Here is a 19,797-nt window from a genome sequence, read left to right on the forward strand (position 1 = left end):
AACAGTAATACTATATCTTTGAGACAAATTTATCTACTTAATACGAAAAAATTAAGAAAGAAAATTGTTAAATCTATTGACACTTTCCTGTAAACCATCATAAATGTATCATTAGATAACATTACTTTAGACCAAAAAATTCTTATTTGCAATATTTTTTATTGGTGAATTTGAATTTGGCAACGGATTATTTGGTGCGAGCGAGTGCGATGACGTTGCCAAGATCAATAACCGACATCGCGTAAAAATAACTCCGATTGTATTTGGTGATCGCAAAAAAGTTCTCTGTCGCCAGCCAATATTCAGTTGGGTCATCGCCATTTTGTAGATCGATTAAACCGTACTTTAAATTTCGAGGGGCTTTATCATCAGCGGTGCTGACCAGTAATTTTAGATCATCAATGTAAAAACTCGATTTTAGTCCGCGATTTAAGGCATCTTTCAGACTGAGTGAGGCGGGATCTTGATCGAGTAATGTCGCTGGAAAGGCAAATGGCAAGTCCTTTTGCCAGCCATGTTTGGCTAAATAGTTCGCAACGCTGCCGATGGCATCTGCCTCAGATTCTCTTAGATCGATTTTTCCATCAGTATCAAAATCAACGGCATGTTGTCGCAAACTACTAGGCATAAATTGAGCGAGTCCAATTGCGCCTGCGTAAGAAGACTTAATCGAGAAAACATCAAGTTTGTTATCTCTGGCAAATAACAACAATTGGCTTAGTTCATTTTTGAAAAATTGACTTCTCGTCTCACGATTTGGCGTTTCTGGATAAGAAAAAGCGAGTGTCGTCAATGCATCTAGCGCGCGAAAACTCCCGGTATTTTTGCCAAAAATTGTTTCTACACCGATTAGCCCAACAATAATTCCAGCAGGCACACTAAATTGACGTTCTGCGCGTTGTAATGTCTCTTGATTTCTTTCCCAGAATGTGACACCAGCAGCGATACGACCGTTTTCAACAAAGCGTGCGCGATACGCTTTCCAATTTTTTGGCTTACCTGGTGGTGCTGGCTTGACTAGTTGTACCGCTGACTCCATATAGCGCGCATTGTCGAAAATATGCTGCAACTGATCTAGCGGAAATTGATGCTGCGCTTGCATTTCGGCGATAAAGCTTTGTACCTCTTGCCACTCTAGATAATGCACATCTGCTGCTTTACTTTGGGTATTTTTTTGACTCGATTTAGCGGCTACTTTTTTTGTGTTTGCAGCGAAAGCGTCATGAGATAACAATAAATTTCCTGCAGCGCTGGTACACAAAATCATTGTGGCGCTAACACTAGCATAGAGAATGTGAGAGAGAATTTTCAAAATATAGCGATCTGGTAATGATATAAATGGGTTATGGATGGCAATTAAATGCGCTTGAGTAAGCGTCGCATATCTTGTAACTGCGCGTTCACTTCATCCATATTTTTTTGTTCAACTGAGGCTGATGTTTTACCATATTTTATTGCGATATAGTGACGAATAAATTCGTCTACCAATTGATATTTTTCTGCAGCCATCGTGGCTTGCAGTCGCTCAAGATAGCTTGATGGCCCTTCATAGATTGTTTTTACGAAACCTTGTTTGGCAAGTTTTTCACATAGGCGTAAATACAGGCGATCGATCTGTGCACGGTGTATGCGTTTGGGAAGCAGCGGGATGGCTAGTGAACCGACGATAATTAAACCGATACCAAATATCCACATTAAGCTTGTGCTCCAGTCTAACTGGTTCAATCCAAGTCGATCTAAAAGTTTGGTCTGTTGTGTCTGGTTGTAATTAAGAACCCATTGATTCCAAGAATAGTTAAGCGCGTTCCATTGCATGCGTAGTTCGCGACTCCAAGCATTTTCTTTGATGATGTCACTAACTATCCCTGCTAATCCTGATTTTTCTTGGGTTGCTTCTAAGTTGCGAAGAATTCGGTTCGGGGCGACGGCTGCGGTTGGATCGACTCTTATCCAGCCGCGTTCGCTCAGCCAAACCTCAGCCCAAGCGTGCGCATCCGATTGCCGAATTTCATAGAAGCCGCCTTGCGTATTGAGTGTGCCGCCTTGATAACCGGTGACCACGCGTGCTGGAATGCCCATAGCGCGCATTAATATGACAAAGGCGCTGGAATAGTGTTCACAAAAACCTGCGCGTGTATTGAATAAGAAATCGTCCGCACTATGTCGACCAAGCTGAGGTGGTTCTAAGGTGTAGAAGAAGCGCTCATTTCTAAAAAAATTTAATACCGCGTTGACTTGTGCCAGCGGCTCTGGATTTTGCCGCCTAATTTCTTGTGCAAAACTATGCGTTTGTGGATTGAAATTGTTCGGCAGTCTTAGATTCAATTGTAGTTCTATAGGATTGGGCGACACATTGAGTTGATAATCAGGGAACGATGTCACTTGATAACGGATTCTTTGAGTGACTTTGTCGCGGTGTTGTAGCTCACCGTCTGAGTTGAGGCTGGCGAGCGTGCCTTCGACCAAGGGTGGATTGGCGATGCTGTCGACACCGAACAAGAAATTTGTATTGCTGGGTTCGAGTGTAATTTCTTGTGAAATCGCAGGCCCACGTGTTTCTAGCTGACGTGGTGTAATATTTTTTGAGAAGCGATTTTGTGACCAGCGACGTCCGTCAAATTGTGTGAGCACCAAAGCGCGCCAGTACAAAGCTGATTTTTCTGGCGCTTGCTCAAGAAATTTCACACGAAAAACGAGTTCTTCCGACATTGCAAGTTTGCTGATATTCCCAGGTGTCATTGAATCCGATAAGCCCGAGCGCGCGACATCCGCGTCACTTGGTAAGCCCCACAACGGACCTTGAATTCTGGGAAATAGGAAAAATGCCAGTACCGTTAATGGCATTGCGATAGCAAGCATACTCAACACAATTTTTGTTCTTGCCCATAGCTTGATGGTTTTTTTCTCAAACTGAAAGCTGAGTTGCGCCAATAAAAGAACGATGGTTGATATCGCTACTTGAAATGCAGCCGCAAGACTCTGAGATTCAAAGAAACGGGTGAGTAGTAAAAAAAAACTTAAAAACAAAATCACGAACAAATCGCGCTTGGCGTGCATTTCTAACATTTTGCAAGCTAGCAGCAAAGCAAGCATGGCGACACCAGTTTCTCGCCCAAAAAAACTTCGGAACTGCCAAAAAATGCCTGCCATTAAGGCAGCTGCAATCGGTAGTAATACCCACCTTTCAGGTAGTTGATTGCCGCGTAGAGTTAACCATGCGCGCCACAGCATCAGTGCGATTGCACTACAACTTACCCAGATATATAAGCTATCAACATGATTGAGTATCACTAACAAGCAGGCAAAAACCAATAGCAAAGTATCGCGTTTATCTCGACTAAGTGTTGCAACAGTATTGAAAAGAGAATGCTTAAGCATAGTGTGATTTTTTTTACGAAATTTCAAATAAGGCTAATGCGGTTAAGCAGGCTTGGCTGTGTATTTCCCCCTGAGCTGGCGGCAACTCAAAGCCTTTGAGTTTAAAACCGTAGTCAAGCTGCAGACGTTCCGCTTGCAAAACCCAACTACACATTCTAGACAAGCGATTTTCCACGTCTAGCTGCGGTGAGATTGCGTCGAAATCAATGAAGATTTTTCCACCACTAGCCCCAGCAAATTGTTTGGATATCAAACTGCCGCCAGCTTCTAGATCGACACGCGCGATGTGCTTCCATGAGAGTTGTTTCAGCGGATCACCAGATTGATAGCTTCGCACACCCGAGAAATCTTCATTGCCTGAGTTTGACAGGGCATTCCCTTGTCCCTCGCTGCCGATAGGTAATGGTGGGCTAATCGCTTCAGGTGTTGGGTAAACCAAAATCGAGCTGGCTGGCATCCATGTGCTCCATGCTCGTAGCAAGCCAAGTGGGAACCAAGTTTGTAACTTAATCCTAGGGCATTGCAGGTAACCTCGTTGATTGCTCAAAACCTGAAGGTAAATCGTTTGTTGAGAATTTCCAGCAATGTCGACGGTTTGTGTCACTGCCGCTTTATCCATCAAACCAACATGTAAGGCGTAGCGCTCAAGGTTCTTTGGGTTGTGTATATGGATCGGAAACTCGGCAATGTCGCCAGCGAAGACAGGATTTCCTTGCCCGGCGTTTAAGCGCAAGTAGGCGAGATTTCGGAAAGTGAACAAGGCATTGACCGCAGCTAAGCCGGCCAATAAATAAGTCATGCCCAACCCCAAATTGAGGCTGTAATTGGTTGCGGTTAAAAACAGGATCAGCAATAAACCAATATAAACCAATCCTGCTTTACTTGGTAAGGTAAATACCCGTCTTTGTTTTAAGACGACTTCTCCGACCTCGGCTGTTTTTTCCAGTAAAACAATCTGCTCAAATTTTGTTTTGAATTGTTGGAAAATGCGCATTGTATTGATGTCGAAAAAATGTCGGAAAAATGCCAGAAAAAGAAATCTGTTCGATTAATTTAGCAAGAAAGCAGTTAGGACTTAGCCCACTATTCAAATTAAACGGGAATTTTTTGCATTAATTGCACCAGCAAATCCGCACTAGCATTCGTTTTATTATTGACTGCTTTGATTGGACGCAGGCGATGGGCAATCACTGGAACCAATACTGCTTGAATGTCTTCGGGCAAGACATGATCTCGTCCTTCAATTGCTGCCCATGCTTTCGATGCTTGTAATAATGCGATTGCAGCACGTGGGCTCATTCCTTCGGCAAACAGACCAGCTTCACGCGTGCTTTGTGCGATCTTTTGTAGGTAATCGACTAAAGAGGACGAAGCATGAATATTTCGGATTGCATGTTGTATCACTTGTAATTCTTCAGGCTGCATAATTGCAGGTAAATTTTTCAACAGGCTGCGTCGATCTTCTCCTAATAATAATGCTCGTTCTGCAGCAGCATCGGGGTAACCTAAAGAAACGCACATCAAGAAACGATCAAGCTGTGATTCTGGTAGCGCAAACGTACCAACTTGGTGGGTTGGATTCTGCGTTGCGATAACAAAGAAAGGTTGGGGGAGTTGCCGAGTTTGTCCTTCCGCACTGACTTGTTGCTCTTCCATTGCCTCTAATAAGGCTGATTGGGTTTTTGGTGTAGCGCGATTGATTTCGTCGGCAAGTAAAACTTGTGTGAAGATAGGGCCAGGGTGAAAAACAAATTGGCTTTTTTCTCGTTCAAAAATCGAGACGCCAACCACATCCGTTGGCAGTAGATCAGACGTAAATTGTAAACGATTGAATTGAAGGCCTAAGGAAATCGCCAACGCATGTGCTAAGGTTGTTTTGCCGACACCGGGAACATCTTCGATTAATAAATGTCCACCACCTAATAAACATACTAAGGCTTGTTGAATTTGACGTTCTTTACCGATAATGACTTGGTTCAGTTGTTTTGCTACCTCATGGACTTTTGAAAACATGTGCTTTTCCCATAGAATCGTTGCATCAGATATCGCATATTGCATGAATTGTGCAAGACTAGCACAGAGATGTATTTCTCCAAACCCTAAATCGTGGGGCAAAGTGGATAATGCTGGAATTGCACTCGAATGTAGTTGGCATAAAAAAGTGAACAACTAAAGAGTAGCTAAAGAGCTGCTAAAGAACAAATCGACAGTGTAGACCGAGGAAAAAAATGGCAAGGCCAGAAAAAATTCGTTTAGGTGAAATTTTATTGCAGCAAAAACTGATGACCGAAGATCAGTTGCAGTTCGCCTTAGCTGAACAAAAACGTACAGGGCGCAAGTTAGGTCGTCTATTTGTTGAAAATCGCTTTGTGACAGAAGATCAGATCTCAGAAGCAATGGCGAAGCAATTAAATATCAGCTTCGTCAACTTAAAGCACTACAACATCAAACCAGATGTAGTTAAGAAACTGCCTGAGTTACAAGCGCGACGATTCAGGGCAATCGTTCTTGAACAACGCGATAACGGTTATCTCGTTGCGATGGTAGATCCTACGGACTTATTTGCTTACGATGAAATTAGCCGTATTTTAAAAAGTAATATCTATCTTGCCGTAGTCAATGAAAATGATCTATTGGCAGCGATTGATAATCTATATAGACACACCGAGGCGATTACCGATTTAGCACGTGAACTTGAACAAGAATTGGGCGATGCGAATGTTGATTTCGGTAGCATGGGCGCGACGGCCAGCTCCGAAGATGCGCCAGTGGTAAAGCTGTTGCAATCGGTATTCGATGATGCGACCCAAGTTCGTGCCTCAGATATTCATATTGAACCGCAAGAAAAACGTCTACAAATTCGTTTTCGTATTGACGGATCTTTACATCTGCAAACAGAAGCGGATATGAAAATTGCGGGTGCCTTGGCATTGCGCTTGAAACTCATTTCAGAATTAGATATTTCAGAGAAGCGCTTGCCACAAGACGGCAGATTCATCATCAAAGTGCGGCAGCAGCAGATCGATGTTCGTATTTCAACCATGCCGACGCAATATGGTGAATCGATCGTGATGCGTTTGCTCAATCAAAGTGGCGGTATTTTAAATTTAGACCGCATTGGTATGCCTGCGGATATGCTTGAGCGATTCCGTTCGATTATCCAAAGGCCGAATGGTTTGGTGTTGGTGACAGGGCCAACCGGTAGCGGTAAGACAACCACTTTGTATGGTGCATTAGCGGAGTTAAATCGTGAAGACCGCAAGCTGATTACAGTAGAGGATCCTGTCGAATATCGCTTGCCTGGGATTAATCAAGTTCAGGTCAACGAGAAAATCGATCTAAGCTTTGCCAAAGTATTGCGCGCCTCGTTGCGTCAAGATCCTGATATCTTATTATTAGGTGAGATGCGCGATCAGGAAACCGCACAAATTGGTATGCGTGCGGCGATGACAGGCCATTTGGTGCTATCTACCTTGCATACCAATGATGCGATTAGCACACCAATACGCTTGTTAGATATGGGCGTACCGCGCTATATGATGGGGAGCTCTTTGCAAGCGGTATTGGCGCAACGCTTGGTCAGGGTGATTTGTGAGAGTTGTCGTGTTCCACATCAATTATCCCCGGCAGAACAAGAGTGGATGAGTGTGGATTTGCTCGATGAAGCATTGAGTCAGGCACATTTTCATACTGGTCGTGGTTGTGGGCATTGTAATGGCACAGGATATCGCGGGCGTATGGGGGTTTATGAATTGTTAGAAATGACGAAGGCGGTAGTCGATGCCGCGCATAGCGAAGACAATGCGTATTTTATGGAAGTGGCGAAGCGTCAAATGAACGGTCGAACCTTGCGTAAGAATGCGATCGATTTGGTGCTCAGTGGTGTGACTACGGTTAGTGAAGCGATGCGTATTAGTAATCAAATTGAAGAATAGGCTAAGGCATGCCATTTTTTGCTTATAAAGCGCGAAATTCGCGCGGCGAATTAATTGAAGGCGTCATGGAAAGCGCGGACGCGGATGGTGTAGCGAAACAGCTATTCGGCATGGGCATATCGCCTACGCAAATTGAATTGACAACGAATACCTCTGGTAACAAAGAACTCAATTGGTGGCAGAGTTTTTGGGAGAAGAAAGTTCAAGGTTTAGACGTGCAACTCTTTAGTCGTCAACTGCATACTTTAATACGCGCTGGTGTTCCGATTATGCGTGGATTAGCTGGGTTGCAAGAATCAGCGGTGAGTCGGGCTTTTCGTAGTGTGATTCAGGATTTGCGCGAGTCTTTAGATACCGGCCGCGAGTTGTCCGCGGCAATGCGTAGGCACCCCAAGGTGTTCTCGATGTTTTTTATTAGTATGGTTCGCGTTGGCGAAATGACGGGGCGCTTGGATACTATTTTTTTGCGCTTGTCTGAGCACATGGAATTTGAACGAGAGATGCGCAATCGTGTTAAAACTGCATTGCGTTATCCGATGTTTGTGATGATCGTGATGTTAGTTGCGATCATTATCGTAAATATTTTTGTGATTCCTGCGTTTGCCAAAGTGTTTGCTGGCTTTAATGCTGAGTTGCCTCTGATGACGCGCTTTTTGCTGAACATGTCTGAGTTTTTTGTTGATTACTGGATTTTGCTATTTGGAATCAGTCTCGGTGCAGCAATCCTGTTCAAAAATTTTATTTCTACAGTTGCTGGTCGGTTTTGGTGGGATCGACAAATATTGCAATTCCCGATATTTGGACGCATCGTATTAAAGGCGACGCTAGCACGATTCGCTCGTAGTTTTGCTTTATCAAGCAAGAGCGGCGTTCCTATCGTGCAAGCATTAACCGTAGTTTCTAGTACCGTTGATAATACCTATATCGCAAGTCACGTCGATCAAATGCGAGAAGGTGTAGAGCGCGGCGATAGTATTTTAAGAACGGCTTCGGCAAGTGGCGTATTTACACCAGTCGTGTTGCAAATGATTGCGGTCGGCGAAGAAACCGGTGCCTTAGATGAGTTGATGGACGAAATTGCGCTGATGTATGAAGGTGAAGTTGAGTATGAACTCAAGAATTTATCTGCAAACATAGAACCGATTTTGATTGTTTCTTTGGGCGTGATGGTATTGATATTGGCACTGGGTATCTTCTTACCGATTTGGGATCTTGGTCGTGTCGCACTGCAGAAATAGTGATGCAATAATACTGTGTTCGGTATTTGTCACGTGGCTTTGCGATTTATCGTAGAGGATTTATCAAAAAGTTTGTTATGATATAAGAGCACATGTCAAACAATGAAACTTTATCAAAGTGGTATTGCAGATTTTGTGAATGAGTCGAAATAATAGCAAGAAGTATTTAAATAGTTAGATTGAAATAACTGATTGGAAAAAGCAATGAAAAAGACGCAAACTGGTTTTACTTTAATTGAATTGATCGTCGTGATTACGATTTTGGCATTGCTCTCCGCCTATGCATTGCCAAGATTTGCCTCTTTGCAGACAGAAGCGCGTATCGCCAAGATGAATGGTGCATTGGCCTCACTAAAATCAGGTGCCGCTTTGGCACGTTCGATACAATTGACGCAGCAACTTGCCCCTAATACTTCTGTCGTGATGGAAGGCGCAACAATTCCAATGGCGAACGGATACCCAACAACTGCCTTAACTGGTATTCCAGTTGCAGCAGGTTTATCCACACCTGACTTCGTATTGACGGTAACTTCTGCAACGGTATTTCGCGTGTCAGCGGATGCTAATCATCCTAACTGTGCTGTAACTTACACAGTTCCAGCCGCTGCGGGTTCGCCACCGACTTACAATGCCACAGGATTGACGGCAGCAAACTGCGCTTAATTACTTTGCTATAGATGTTCTAGTCTGTTTTGAGTCTCGATTGAAATTAGCTTAATCCGAATTTCAATTTTCATTTGTAAAAATTTTGTTAACGATTTATACAAGAAGAATTCAGAACAGACTTTCTTCCGCATTCGGTGTCATTTATTTTTCTGCTTAAATTGATTGCCTTCTTATGCGAAATTTTTTGCCCATCATTACAAACACATTTACAAGCACATGCAGAACCAGATTCAATCACGGCTTTACGATGGTCGAGTTGATTTTAGTGCTGGTTGTATTTGGTATTCTCTCCGCGATTGCGCTTCCTCGGTTTTCAGATCGAGTTGATTTTGATGCTCGCGGTTTTTTTGATCAAACCCAAAACATGATTCGTTTCGCGCAAAAGACGGCGATTGCGCAGCGTCGTCCAGTTTGGGTGCAAATCGGTCAAGCAGATGGCGTAATTTGCCTAACGTATGTGCAAGTGAACGCGAATTGTCAGAACGACGCTGGCGCTCCTGTAATGAGCCCTGGCGAGCAGAATTGGTTTCGCAGAACCGCTCCCGCCGATGTAAGTTTTGGTGCAGGTGCTGTATTTTCATTCAACGCCTTGGGCCAACCCAATCCGAATAGTGCGCAAACGGTTAGCTTATTTCAGAATGCAACGCTAGCCGTCGGAACAATTCGTGTAGAAGCTGAGACCGGTTATGTACATTAGAACTCAGCTTACTAATGCAAGGCTAATCAACGCCCGACAAGTTGGCGTCACGCTTGTGGAATTAATCTTGTTCATTTTAATTGTGAGTGTTGCCGTAATTGGGGTGACGCGAATCATGAACTTAACTAGCGTGGCGAGTACCGATCCTTTACGTGAAAAGCAAGCACTGGCGATTGCCGAGTCATTATTGGAAGAGGTGCAGTTACAGGCATTTACCTATTGTGATCCGGATGACGCTAACGCGATGACTGCGAACAATCCAGCTGGCTGTGCGACCAGCGTACAAGGATTGGGGCCAACTGCAGGCGAGACACGATATGGCTCACCGCGATTTGATAATGTTGGCGATTATCATAACTTCGAGATGACACCGGCTGATCCGATTAAAGATATTCAAGGACAAGCCATTGTGGGATTGGGAGGCTATAGTGCAAGCGTGCAAGAAACAGAAGACTTAGGCGGCGATCGTATCCGTATTGATGTTACTGTTAGTGTTGATAATTTAAGCGTCAGTTTGACTGGTTACCGTTATCGTTACGCGCCTAGAGCGACGCCTTGATATGCATTTTTCTATTTCTACTGATCAGCGCGGTTTTACCTTGGTTGAAGCGATCATTGTGATCGTGATTACGGGGATTTTGGCGGTTGTTGCCGCGAGTTTTATTAGCCGACCAATTGAGCAATATCGCGATTTGAGTCGACGTGCAGAACTCACAGAAAGCGCGAATTCCGCAATTCGGCGCATGTCACGCGATTTGCATTTGGCATTACCAAATAGTGTGCGCCAAGCCGATACGACTTGCGTTGAATTTTTGATCACCAAAGATGGTGGTCGTTATCGTGCTGCCGAACCTGGTAATGTCATGCAGTTTGATAGTACTTCTGGTACAAAGTTTGATGTGATTGGTCCATTGAATAGCGCGCCACAAGTAGGTGATTTTATTGTGGTGTACAACTTAGGTATACCCGGTGCCGATGCCTATCAGGCGAGTTATCGCGGAATTGTAGGTGCAGATTCTACAAATGCCACGATCAATTTAAGTACAGCTATCCAAAATCCGATCGAGTCTCCGGCTAAACGATTTTTCGTGTTGCCAGGGGCGAGTCCGGCGGTTAGCTTTGTTTGTCAAGGAGTTGGAAGTGATAACGGTAATGGAACTGGTCGTCTTTATCGTGTGTCAAATTACGCGATTGTGCCGGCATTAGGTACATGCCCTGTGCTCCCTGAAGATACAACTCAACCACTGCTGGCAGAACACTTGTCAAGTTGCAGTTTTAATTATTCCAGTGGCGTCACCGAGCGTAGTGCTGTGCTATCGATTAGCTTGGGATTGTTGCGCTCGGGTGAGTCGGTCAATTTATATCAGGATGTGAACATCAGCAATGTGCCATAAGGTGTTAAATCAGTTGAAAAGCCGACCGTCTGCTAAGTTGCTACCAAAATTAGCAGCTCGCGGTTTTTCTTTGGTATCGGCTATTTTTTTGTTAGTGATTTTGGCTGCATTAGGGATATTTATGCTGTCGATTTATACCTCGCAACGCACGATTTCGAACCAAGATGTTCGAGGTGTGTTGGCTTATCAAGCAGCAAAGGCGGGTATTGAAGCGGCTACCTTTGCGATATTAGCTCCCGAGAATGCCGCAGTTGTGAATAGCATTTTTAACGGCTGTACTGCGGGAATGACCGCACCAACCTTGGATGGTGCATTAAGTGGATTTAATGTGACGATTGATTGTCAGCTTACACCAGTGAATGAGGGCGGGAATAAGATACGTGTGTATCAAATAACTTCTACAGCGCGTTCTGGCAATGCTTCTACGAATGACTTCGTTGAGCGGCAAATTTCTGCAAGTATTAGTACTTGCAGAGTTGGCGTCGATGGTTTGGCGACAGATCCACCGTGTTAATAAAATTATTTTTGATGAATTTGTTTGAATCTGTTTGAATCTGTTTTTTAGTAAAAAGTGAATTTTTTAGGCTTAAAAATGAGTAAGCAAACGCATGATCAATTACTTCAATCCTATGCCAGAATTTACTGGATTTTTTGCCTGTCTTTCTTAGTCACTATCATTGGTTTTTCTACGCATGAAGTGCGTGCGCAAACAACCATAGAATTTAATAGCACAGGTGGAACGAACGCAACGAATGGCCTGCATTTTTACATAGATAGATCGAGCAAGATACAAGTGCGACGTTTGAATAATACTGGTCAAGTTTATAGCCCGACTGCCTTACCGCAAACCAATCCGAATAGCTTAGATAATGGTGTGTTCATTCGTGCCAATAAGTTGTTATATGGACCATCACACACCGTCAGCACCTTTAACCCAAGTGGTGGCATGTATAACACTTACAGTATTTCAGCGGCATTACCTGCCAATCCCGCTATTCCTGGTGTCCAGCAAAGAGCGACAAGTTTATTGGGGATTAATAGTGGTCCTCAGGTTTCGATTTTGTGGAAGTACACCACGCCATTTGATTTTTTAACGGCAGAAGTTACTTTAACGATTCCGGCAACTTATCCAGTTAGTGCATCTAATCCGGTTCGTTATTACCATGTGTTTGACACTTATCTCGGTGGTAGCGATAGTGGTTGTGGTGTGAATGTCGTTGGTACTTATAGAATTGTGGGAACTTACTCTAGTCTGGGTGGTGCTAATCCTTGCCCAACCAGCACCGCATTACCAACGGCCGGAACTATCGTGGAGTCTTTCCGTGAACGGGCACCACCAACGCCGCCACCTGGCGGTAGCACTGTCAGCAATTTTAGTAGTTACTGTGCTGCGGGTTGGAATACATTTTTTGCCAACGGTTCTCCTCATTGTTCCATTCAACAATTAACACGGCCAGATTTATTACCGGGTGCAACGACCGGTGCATTGAGCAACACCATTACAACGACCCTGCAAGATACAGGGATAGGCATAGCCTATGATTTTACCGCGCCCGGTGTGTACACCTTCAGTTATGATTTTGTGATTGGATCGACCGTGGTACCGGATTACGATCATATCGAAATTCGTCATGATGGCAGTGCAACGCAATGTCCAGAACCAGTTCAAGTGCTTGCCTGTACTTCTGCTATCGTTCCGTGCCCAGATTTGAATATTGTGAATACGGGTACGTTAACTGGATCTATTTCTTTTTCTCCTACCGCAACTGGAACGACCTGGACGCCGTCGACTTTTTCTTTGGGATCGGCTGCTAGCATCGCGAATCTCGTTCTTCAAGCCAATGCTGCCTCTGCTGGCACATACACGATGTTCGCTAGTGGTTTGAGTAAATTACCGCTGAATGGTACGCGCTGTGTAGTGAATGGTGTAGCGCAAGCAAGTTGCCAAATAACGATAGCCAATACACCTTGTGTTGCTAAATTCGAGTGTATGGAAACTGGTGAGACTTACCAAAACTCAGTACCTGCAACCAATCGCAATCCGCTCTACACGAAGTTGGTCAATACGGGCTTTCGTTTTGATGTTTTAGCTCTGCAAGCATCTGGCGCGCTTGCCAACACCTATACAGGAAATGTCGTTGTTGAACTCTACGATAAAACGAGTGCGGCATCGTGTTCCGCTATAACGCCAATCGCATCACAAAATTTAACTTTTGCTGCGGCAGACAATGGTAGAAAAACACTCACTGCAGATTTGCTGCTTGCCAGAGCCTACAAACATGTGGGATGTCGAGTGCGTGAAAGCGCAGGCGCTTCACCCGTGACGGCTTGTTCGTCGGATGGATTCTCGGTGCGTCCGACCAGTTTCACGACGATCACTTCCAATGCGAATGCAGATGCAGCGGGGAATAATCCAACAGCAACGCCAATCATCACTGCTGGTGCGAACTTTAGCTTAACCGCAAATACAGGTGTCGTTGGTTACGATGGCACGCCAAAAGTGAATCCTGCTTTAATCGAGTGGTTGAATGTTCCGTCCGTGATCAATGGCGGTAGACCAGCACCTGGCACTGGAAATTTGACTGGAGAATTTACGCTTGCAGCTAATTCATTAAACGGAAATGGTGCTGCAGGTAGTGAATTTAAGTATGACGAGGTTGGCTATTTTAGGTTTAAACCACGCGGCGTCTATGACGACACTTTCGTTAGCAGTTCTGGATCAGCTGACGTGGCGAGTGGTGACTGTACGAATGACACATCGAATAGCCTGGTTGGTGGTAAGTATGGATGTCAGTTCGCCAACCTCGCATCAACGAATTATTTTGGTCGATTTATTCCTCATCACTTTTTAATTAGTGGCGCGGCTGTTGTTGAAGCCTGCACGTCCGCCACAGCATTCACCTATTTTGGACAAGATGGATTCACCACTAATTTCACAATGACTGCGCAAAACAGCACGAATACGACGACGCAAAATTACACCAGCGTTTATGCAAAATTTGTTCCTACAGTCTATGCAAATTACGCATTCACAATCAGCGGTGCTCCTGCTGGTGCAGTGTTAAGCTCTGGCGCGACAGCGCCGACCGGTACATGGCTTAGTGGCACGCTAAATGCGTCAGCAAAGCATCAAATCTCTCGACCAACCGCATTATCAAATGAAACTTTGATCGATGTCTTGGCTAATCCAAGTGATGGCGAGGTTCCCGCAAGTACTGCAGTTTTACTCGGAAAGAGTTTACAACGCTATGGACGTTTGAGATTGCAAAGTGCTTACGGTTCAGAGATGTTGGATTTACCTGTGCCATTTTTTGCTGAATATCGAATCGCTGATCAATGGCGAAGAAATAGTGATGATAGTTGTACGCTTATTGTTGCACCAAGCTCAGGTAACGGTTTGATTTTTTATAGTCCAGAAACGGCAACGAATAAATTAAGTGCAGGAGAAACCATTGCGACAGTGAGTGCGACAGGGAAGTTGGTTGCTGGTCAGAGTCAGTTAAAGTTTTCTAAACCTGGCTTAGGTAATAGTGGTTTCTTGGATATGGATATTCCGGTTAGCAACTGGCTTAAGTTTCCTTGGCGAGGTGGTGCCACCGCAATTAATCCAACCGGCAAAGTCAAATTTGGAGCGTATAAGAAATCAAATCAATTTATTTATGTAAGAGAAGTTCATTGAGCTGAGAGTTCGACTGTAGCGATGCAGCATTCGCTGTCATGCTGGTTTCACACTTGTACTTTACAAGTCAATTAAGCAGTCGAACATCATCAATACGACAACAAAACAAAGCGCAGTGATTGACAACAAGCTCATATTATCTTAACGTCAAGCAATATTGCTGAATTGGGTTTACGCATGGGATTATTCTCAAAAAATAAGAAAAACGCCGAAATCATGGCAATTCGTCTTGGTAAGGATGGGCTTTATTCCGCCTCGGTTCGTTTTCCATTAGGTGGTCTGCCGGTCTTAGAATTTCTATCGTTTTATCCGAAGGCCGAACAAGCCTGGCCAGTATTGCTAGAACGCTTGGCGCGCGAGACACCAGCCAAGCAAAAGCAATGTTTATTGCAATTAAACGCGAATGATTATCAATGGTTTGCGATTGACGCACTCAATGTGCCAGCGGATGAATTAAAAAATGCGCTGGTTTGGCGCCTGAAAGAATTAATCGACTATCCAATAGAATCCGCTAGTTTTGATGTCTTAACGGTTCCTGGTGACATACAAAATGGCGGACGTAATCAATCATTAATTGCCATCGTAATCGCCAATCAGCAGTTGGCACTTCAACAAAACTTGTTTGCCGATGCGAGGTTACCCTTGAGTGTGATCGACGTGCCAGAGATGGCGCAACGAAACCTTTCTGCTCGTCTAGAGGTCGAAGGGCGTGGTTTGGCAATGCTGTCGTTTGATGTGCATGGTGGGTTATTAACCGTGACCTATGGTGGTGAATTATATTTGTCGCGGCGATTGGATATCACCTCAACTGATTTAGGCACGCAAGATGTACGTGAGCGTGATGCGACTTTTGAGCGAATTTCTTTAGAATTACAAAGATCGCTGGATCACTTTGATCGTCAGCATAATTACATTACGACAGCGAAGCTGGTGGTGTCGCCATTAGGTGAGGTCGCAACATTATTACAGCAGTATTTGGCCAGCAACATGTATTTGCCTGTTGAGATTATGGATCTCGCTCAGATCGTCAATTTAGAGAAAATTCCTGAACTGAAATCGGCTGAACGACAAGGGGCATTTTTGTCGATCATTGGTGCTGCTTTACGTCAAGAAGCGAGTGCTACATGAGTCAGCAGATTAATCTTTTTAATCCAAGTTTATTAAAGCGAAAAGATTACTTTTCTGCTTTGAACTTGCTTGTTTTATTGGCGCTCAGCTTATTCATTGTCGTTCTGGGATTTGTTTATACGCGTGCGCAAGTAAATACGGCGAAAATGAATTCTGAGCAGGCCGCGAACAAGCTCACGACTTTGACCAACCAAGTAAATTCCTTGCGTGAAGCGCATGCCGCACGTTTAAAAAATCCGGCGCTTGCGCAAGAGCTAGCGGCAATTGAGTCATCGCTGTTACGTCGCCATCAAATTGCGCAAATTTTACAAAATAGTCAGTTCGGAAATACCGATGGATATTCATCTTATTTAAGTGCATTTGCGCGCCAGATTCCTCAGAATTTGTGGATCACAGGTTTTACTTTGGAAGGTGCTGGTTACGATTTGATTTTGAATGGACGCACTTTGCAAGGTGAATTAGTACCGCTATATGTGACACAGTTAAAGCGAGAGTCAATTATGCAAGGTAAGACATTTTCGACCTTACAAATGGAAAGGCCGATGTTGCCAGTACCTGCAGCCGTTAGTGCCGCTGATCCAAAGAAATTGCCTGAGCCCGCGCCTTATCTTGAATTTCAATTGCATTCGACTGGCATGGCAGAAAAAGCAGACAAAGAGAAAACAGCGGGGGCTAAAACACCATGAAAAGAATATGGTCCAGTCTCTTGGCAAAAATAGATGCGCTGTCGATGCGTGAACGCGCAATATTATTTGCGCTATGTAGTGTTGGGGTGCTCTTACTTGGCTTTACGTTTTTGATCGAGCCACAGTTGAAGTTGCAAAAGACTTTTAAAACACAGCAACAAACGCATCAAACGCAAATCAGAGTCTTGCAGGGAGAACTCACACAATTGTCGAGTTCAATGCAGCAAGATCCTGATGCCGATGTAAAAGCGAGATTGGCAGAGGCAAAGGCACGGCTGGCGCTAATGGACGCTGATTTGTCGAACTTACATAAAAAATTGGTCGCACCAGATAAGATGGACACGCTGTTGCAAAATATCTTGAAGCGAAATAAGCGTTTGCAATTAATTTCTCTGAAGAGTCTTCCGGTGATGAACTTGTTCGAACTCGAAAAACCAACTGAAGGCGCTGCTACTGCACAAACTACAGCGCAAGCATCTGCAAAAGTGACGACGGAAGTGAATCAAGTAACATTGAACAAGCTAACTACGATTAATCCCGATGAGCTCAGTATTTATAAACATGAGGTAGAGTTGGTTTTGGAAGGAAATTATCTCGACATGCTGGCATACACCAAAGATTTAGAATCAATGCCAGAACAGGTGTATTGGAGTCGAGCGAATTTGCAAGTGATTGAATATCCAAAAGCGCGTTTGAGTCTACAGATATTTACATTGAGTTTGGAGAGAAAATGGCTCAATTTGTAAATCCATTATTACTAGTCAGTGTTTTATTATGCGCTGAACATTCTTATGCAGTCACTAGCTCATCGGTCTCGCAAAATTTGCCAGATCCGACCAAACCGCCTGTGAGTATTTTGAACCCAGCAGGCATTGGCGAACAAGAAAGTGGGCCGGTATTGCAATCAATCTTGTTATCGGCCAATCGTAAGATTGCAATCATCGATGGGCAAGCGATTAAATTGAATGGTAAATTTGGTGACCAAACTTTAATTAAGATGACGGAGTCAGAAGTGGTGTTGAGACGAGGAAAGCAATTGCAGACGCTAAGTTTGCATCCAGATCTTCGAAAAAAGCCAAGTCTGGAAAGCACTAAGTTGAAATAATCGATGTCTTGAAATGCGTGAGTAAAAATACGTGTTGATATCAATTGAATCAAGTTAGCGACAATATGAGATTAGTTGGACCAAGGGTTTAAAAATGAAAAAAATTGGGCTATCAGTTTTGCTGTTTAGTATAGTCGCCGGGTGTGCGATGCCGCCGTCACGTCAAGAAACTTACGACTTGATCAAGAGCGAAATGAGTAAGGCGACAGCGTCCAAGGCAAAAGCTGCTGAACCAGAAGCGGTTGCGGCTTCTTTGTTGCCGCCATTAAATGTCGATTTGCCGCCAGTGCGCAAACCATTGGAAGAACGATTTAATCTTAGCTTTAGCAACGCACCTGCGGCACAGTTTTTCATGGGAATTGTCGCTGGCACTCCATACAATATGTTGGTGCATCCCGATGTGACAGGGAATATTTCCGCGAACTTAAAAGATGTCACTTTGTTTGAAGCCTTAGATGCAATTCGTGAGTTATACGGCTACGAGTACAAGGTGGAGGGAAGTCGTATCTACGTCAAACCATTGACTTTGCAGACTCGCGTTTTCCAAATTAATTATCTAGCTTCCGTGCGCAAAGGTAGTTCTGATATCCGCGTCACATCTGGCTCTGTTGCGGATGCGATATTGACTGGAAATCCAAGTGCTAATTCTTCTACTGGACAAGGAAATACGCCAACTAACACGCCGAGCAATGGAGCCAGTCAATCGGTGAACTCCAGCAAAATTAACACGACTTCGAATAATGATTTTTGGTCTGAATTAAAGGCGTCCTTAGACATTCTTGCAGGCAGCGGACAAGACGGCCGACAAGTGGTGATTAACCCGCAATCTGGTGTGGTGGTGGTGAGAGCGATGTCAGATGAGATTCGCAATATCGCTGCCTATTTGAAAGCGACACAATTGTCCGTCGATAGACAGGTCATTCTTGAAGCGAAAATTTTAGAAGTTGAGTTAAACGATCAGTATCAAACCGGGATCAATTGGGCATCGTTTGCGTCGCTCAAATCTTCGCCAAATAGTGCAGCATCGATTGGATTCTTAACGCCGGGTACGACCTTGAGTACGACAAGGTTGACTACCGATGGCACTGGAATTGACACGATTACTGGCCTCAACTTAGGGGCAGCATCGCGTGCTGCGGGTTCTTTATTTGGTCTCGCATTTCAAACGTCTAATTTTTCTGCGCTGCTGTCATTTTTAGAATCGCAAGGTAGTGTGCATGTATTGTCTAGCCCACGTATCGCCACCTTGAATAATCAAAAAGCGGTTTTGAAAGTGGGTAAAGATGAATTCTTCGTAACGAGTCTAAAGACCACACCAGGCGTGGTTAGTACGGGCGGCAATACGGCACCAACCGTTAGCGTTGAAGTACAACCATTTTTCTCCGGAGTCGCGCTTGATGTTACGCCACAAATTGATGACGAAGGCAATATCATTTTGCATGTGCATCCATCGGTAAGCAAAGTAACGACGATAGAAAAGACGGTCAATGCGGGTACGGCTGGGTCGGTAGTTTTGCCATTGGCGTCGAGTGTCGTATCAGAGACGGATAGTATCGTCCGAGGGCAAAATGGACGTATTGTCGCGATCGGTGGTTTGATGCGTCAATCGAATTCAGATGATCGCTCACAAATTCCTGGCGCTGGCGAAGTGCCTTTGCTCGGTGGCTTGTTTAGAAATACAAATCAGATCTCGCAAAAGCGAGAATTGGTCATTTTGATTCGACCAACCATCGTCGAAAACGATGGCGCTTGGGAACAAGACTTGTTAGAAAGTCAGAAGCGCATCGAAGAGATGACGCCGCGTTCACGCTTGGAAAAGAAGGTAAAGTGAATCCCTTAGTTGATTTGTGGCGACGGAAAGAGTTAGCTTGTGCGCCGGTTCTTGTGGAAC

Annotated in this window: 17 protein-coding genes; 13 read left to right on the forward strand and 4 right to left on the reverse strand. The window is 44.3% G+C overall.

The genetic code is table 11. The features are described 5' to 3' along the window. Window positions 1-187: 187 nt before the first annotated feature. From mltB to KDM92_RS12980, 4 genes are all read right to left on the reverse strand, one after another. The gene (gene mltB / locus KDM92_RS12965; protein ID WP_230408342.1) at window positions 188-1,234 is read right to left on the reverse strand and encodes a lytic murein transglycosylase B; all 1,047 of its coding nucleotides are present in this window, start codon (window positions 1,232-1,234) and stop codon (window positions 188-190) included. A 122-nt stretch (window positions 1,235-1,356) separates the two neighbouring features. Beyond that, the gene (locus KDM92_RS12970) at window positions 1,357-3,378 is read right to left on the reverse strand and encodes a transglutaminase TgpA family protein (RefSeq protein ID WP_212684882.1); all 2,022 of its coding nucleotides are present in this window, start codon (window positions 3,376-3,378) and stop codon (window positions 1,357-1,359) included. Window positions 3,379-3,391: 13 nt separating this feature from the next. After that, window positions 3,392-4,372, reverse strand: coding sequence for a DUF58 domain-containing protein (locus KDM92_RS12975; RefSeq protein ID WP_212684883.1), 981 nt, complete (start codon window positions 4,370-4,372; stop codon window positions 3,392-3,394). Window positions 4,373-4,470: 98 nt separating this feature from the next. After that, window positions 4,471-5,391, reverse strand: a complete 921-nt coding sequence (locus tag KDM92_RS12980) for an AAA family ATPase (protein ID WP_212684884.1) — start codon at window positions 5,389-5,391, stop codon at window positions 4,471-4,473. Between the two features lie 215 nt (window positions 5,392-5,606). Here KDM92_RS12980 and KDM92_RS12985 point away from each other — a divergent pair, with 215 nt between their 5' ends. The 13 genes from KDM92_RS12985 (at window position 5,607) to mshL (ending at window position 19,737) form a co-directional block, all read left to right on the forward strand. Then, the gene (locus KDM92_RS12985) at window positions 5,607-7,313 is read left to right on the forward strand and encodes a GspE/PulE family protein (protein ID WP_189344547.1); all 1,707 of its coding nucleotides are present in this window, start codon (window positions 5,607-5,609) and stop codon (window positions 7,311-7,313) included. Window positions 7,314-7,321: 8 nt separating this feature from the next. Beyond that, a complete protein-coding gene (locus KDM92_RS12990; protein WP_212684885.1) occupies window positions 7,322-8,551 on the forward strand; it encodes a type II secretion system F family protein in 1,230 nt (409 codons plus the stop codon). 204 nt (window positions 8,552-8,755) lie between these two features. Beyond that, on the forward strand, window positions 8,756-9,214 hold the full coding sequence (locus KDM92_RS18885; RefSeq protein ID WP_212684886.1) for a pilin: 459 nt from the start codon (window positions 8,756-8,758) through the stop codon (window positions 9,212-9,214). A 250-nt stretch (window positions 9,215-9,464) separates the two neighbouring features. After that, entirely contained in the window at window positions 9,465-9,914 is a 450-nt protein-coding gene (locus KDM92_RS13000; protein WP_230408343.1) for a GspH/FimT family pseudopilin, read from the forward strand. 115 nt (window positions 9,915-10,029) lie between these two features. Then, the gene (locus tag KDM92_RS13005; RefSeq protein WP_230408344.1) at window positions 10,030-10,473 is read left to right on the forward strand and encodes a type II secretion system protein; all 444 of its coding nucleotides are present in this window, start codon (window positions 10,030-10,032) and stop codon (window positions 10,471-10,473) included. A 1-nt stretch (window position 10,474) separates the two neighbouring features. After that, window positions 10,475-11,308, forward strand: coding sequence for a PulJ/GspJ family protein (locus tag KDM92_RS13010; RefSeq protein WP_212684889.1), 834 nt, complete (start codon window positions 10,475-10,477; stop codon window positions 11,306-11,308). Between the two features lie 121 nt (window positions 11,309-11,429). Beyond that, the gene (locus KDM92_RS13015; RefSeq protein WP_212684890.1) at window positions 11,430-11,822 is read left to right on the forward strand and encodes a hypothetical protein; all 393 of its coding nucleotides are present in this window, start codon (window positions 11,430-11,432) and stop codon (window positions 11,820-11,822) included. Window positions 11,823-11,900: 78 nt separating this feature from the next. After that, entirely contained in the window at window positions 11,901-14,987 is a 3,087-nt protein-coding gene (locus KDM92_RS13020) for a DUF6701 domain-containing protein (protein ID WP_212684891.1), read from the forward strand. A 216-nt stretch (window positions 14,988-15,203) separates the two neighbouring features. Then, complete coding sequence (locus KDM92_RS13025; RefSeq protein ID WP_212684892.1) at window positions 15,204-16,115, forward strand: type IV pilus biogenesis protein PilM; 912 nt, start codon at window positions 15,204-15,206, stop codon at window positions 16,113-16,115. After that, a complete protein-coding gene (locus KDM92_RS13030; protein WP_212684893.1) occupies window positions 16,112-16,801 on the forward strand; it encodes a hypothetical protein in 690 nt (229 codons plus the stop codon). The genes KDM92_RS13025 and KDM92_RS13030 overlap by 4 nt, the downstream gene beginning before the upstream one ends. 20 nt (window positions 16,802-16,821) lie before the next feature. After that, window positions 16,822-17,547 carry a hypothetical protein gene (locus KDM92_RS13035; protein ID WP_212684894.1) on the forward strand — a complete coding sequence of 242 codons (726 nt, stop codon included), beginning with the start codon at window positions 16,822-16,824 and terminating at the stop codon, window positions 17,545-17,547. After that, a complete protein-coding gene (locus KDM92_RS13040) occupies window positions 17,532-17,906 on the forward strand; it encodes a hypothetical protein (protein WP_212684895.1) in 375 nt (124 codons plus the stop codon). The genes KDM92_RS13035 and KDM92_RS13040 overlap by 16 nt, the downstream gene beginning before the upstream one ends. Before the next feature lie 94 nt (window positions 17,907-18,000). Continuing rightward, window positions 18,001-19,737 carry a pilus (MSHA type) biogenesis protein MshL gene (gene mshL / locus KDM92_RS13045; RefSeq protein ID WP_212684896.1) on the forward strand — a complete coding sequence of 579 codons (1,737 nt, stop codon included), beginning with the start codon at window positions 18,001-18,003 and terminating at the stop codon, window positions 19,735-19,737. Window positions 19,738-19,797: the final 60 nt, after the last annotated feature.

This window comes from Affinundibacterium baiyunense (genome assembly GCF_018139645.1).
Classification (GTDB): domain Bacteria; phylum Pseudomonadota; class Gammaproteobacteria; order Burkholderiales; family Burkholderiaceae_D; genus Undibacterium; species Undibacterium baiyunense.